We start from the raw sequence: 2,091 nt of genomic DNA on the forward strand, positions 1-2,091 counted from the left end.
TCGGCCTCGGTCACGTTGTCGCTGGTCATCGATGCATCTTCCTTGATCAGGAGTTACACCGATCGTTTTACAGTCCCTACTCTCGCGCTCATGACAGCACTCAAGGAGAACCAGACCACCCGCCGCCGCGCACCCGGCATGTCGCCAGAACGGCGCCGCGAAATGATCATTCAGACCGCGATCCCGCTGATCACCGAGTACGGCTCGGCCGTGACGACGGCGAAGATCGCCCGCGCCGCGGGCATCGGCGAGGGCACGATCTTCCGGGTCTTCGCCGACAAGGACGAGTTGCTGCAAGCCTGCATTGCGGAGGCGCTCTCCCCCGAGCACGCGATCCGCGAGCTTGGCGCGATCGACGTATCCCAGCCGTTGCCCGACCGGCTCGCGGAGGCGGCCGAGGCGCTGCAGGCGCACATGGACCGGCTCGGTGCGATCATCGGCTCGCTGGGGCACGGCGGCGGCAAGCACCCCGGTACGGTGCGCGGCGCGGGCCGCGAAGAGTCGACGATTCGGATCCGCGCGGCCCTCGCGGAACTGCTGGAGCCCGATAAGGCCGCCCTGCGCCGGCCGCCGGAGCAGATCGCGGCCCTCTTCCTCGGGCTGCTCTTCACGCATCCGCGTACGCAGGACGAGCCCGAGCTGACCCCGCAGGAGCTGGTGGAGGTCTTCCTGTACGGGGCGGCCTCGGGGGTCGCCAAGTGAGCGCGCGGAGCAGGCGCCTGGGGCTTACGGCACTGGCCGTCCTGGCTCCCGTCCTGGTGTGGCTGGTCGCGGACCCACTGCTGGGGCACCGGCTGCGGATCGCCGACGGCGAGCAGAGGCTCGACATCGGCGCCGTGCCCGTGGCGGTCGTCGCACTGCTTGCGTCGCTTTCCGGCTGGGGACTGCTGGCCGCCCTGGAGCGGTTCGGGGTACGGCGCGCCCGCGCCATCTGGACCGGGGTGGCCGGCGCCGTACTGGTCGTGTCCTTCCTGCCGTTCATCGGCGACGGCATGGACGGCGGCACCCGGGTCTCCCTTGCTCTGATGCACCTGGTAGTGGCGGCCGTGCTGATGCCGGGGCTGGGCGGCAGGCTCGCCCGGGGCGAGAGCCGGTTCCGCTAGTACTCCAGCCCAAGCTGTGGATCTTCATGCTGGGGCCTCGCGTCGGCGGTAGTGGCAGTCGCGGGCGCGGGCCTGGTGTCGGCGGCGCCATAGGGACCAGCGCAGGCGATGGTGGCGTGGGTCGTTCGGTGACGCGGCGGGCAGGGCGAACAGTCGCTGGATTTCGTTACAGGTCAGGGCGATGAGCCCGTCGGGGGCGGGGTGGTCGCGGTGCTCGCTGGCGCGGATGACGGCCAGGAAGGCGTGGGCGAGCATCGCGAGGGTCACCCAGCGCAGCCAGGGGGTGTAGCGGCGGAGCTGGTGTTCGTCCAGGCCGGCGAGGCCCTTGCCGGCCTGGAAGGTCTCCTCGATCCTCCAGCGGGTTCCGGCGACGCGAACCAGGACGGACAGCGGCACCGGCCGTGGGCTGAAGCAGCGGTAGTAGGCCACCTCGCCGGTGGTGCGGTTGCGGCGGATGAGCAGCTGGCAGGTACCCGCCGTGTGAGCGGGGGCCAGGTCGACGGCGGCCCAGTCGTAAAGGCGCGGCCCTTTCGCGCCAGGGCCCGCGGACAGTTGCTGCCAGCCGCGTCGGGGCACCTTGCGCATCAGCGCGTCGACGCGGAACTTCCCGGCTGGGGTGCGTACTTCGGTGCGGCAGGAGACGGCCATGACGTATCCGGTCTTGTGCGTGGCGATCATCGACAGCAGGGCCGGGTTGCCGCCGTAGACCTCGTCGCCGGTGACCCAGCCAGCCGTGTGGCCGCTGGCCCAAAACCGCTCGAGCATCGCGGCGGCCAGCTGCGTCTTGGTGGCGAAGCGCACCTCGTCGGGGTCCAGGCCCGCCTCGCGGCACCGCTCGGGATCGTCGGTCCATATCCTGGGCAGGTACAACTCACGGTCAACGGCGGCGTGTCCGCGCGGCGTGGCATGGACTAGTACTCCAGCAGGACTTTGCTGTCTGACCTGCGGGTTTCGCTGGGCGGCTGGAGTGTAGCGGGACTTCGGTCGT

The 2,091-nt window shown here is 70.5% G+C and carries 3 protein-coding genes; 2 read left to right on the plus strand and 1 reads right to left on the minus strand.

Going from position 1 to position 2,091, the window contains the following annotated elements; genetic code table 11:
- Positions 1-90 precede the first annotated feature (90 nt).
- Together ACP4IX_RS36060 and ACP4IX_RS36065 are read left to right on the plus strand one after the other, a co-directional pair.
- Entirely contained in the window at positions 91-702 is a 612-nt protein-coding gene (locus tag ACP4IX_RS36060; protein WP_426558858.1) for a TetR/AcrR family transcriptional regulator, read from the plus strand.
- Positions 699-1,103 carry a DUF6069 family protein gene (locus tag ACP4IX_RS36065; protein ID WP_426558854.1) on the plus strand — a complete coding sequence of 135 codons (405 nt, stop codon included), beginning with the start codon at positions 699-701 and terminating at the stop codon, positions 1,101-1,103. The genes ACP4IX_RS36060 and ACP4IX_RS36065 overlap by 4 nt, the downstream gene beginning before the upstream one ends.
- 24 nt (positions 1,104-1,127) lie before the next feature.
- Here the strand turns inward: ACP4IX_RS36065 and ACP4IX_RS36070 are convergent.
- A partial coding sequence (locus ACP4IX_RS36070; RefSeq protein WP_426558856.1) for an IS701 family transposase occupies positions 1,128-2,091 on the minus strand: 964 nt, incomplete at its 5' end.

Origin of the sequence: Streptomyces sp. WG5 (assembly GCF_049974565.1) — a bacterium.
Taxonomy (GTDB): Bacteria; Actinomycetota; Actinomycetes; order Streptomycetales; family Streptomycetaceae; genus Streptomyces.

Excerpts from the sequence above, each read along its gene's own strand:
- ACP4IX_RS36060 (WP_426558858.1), top strand. The coding sequence starts at position 91 with ATGACAGCACTCAAGGAGAACCAGACCACCCGCCGCCGCGCACCCGGC.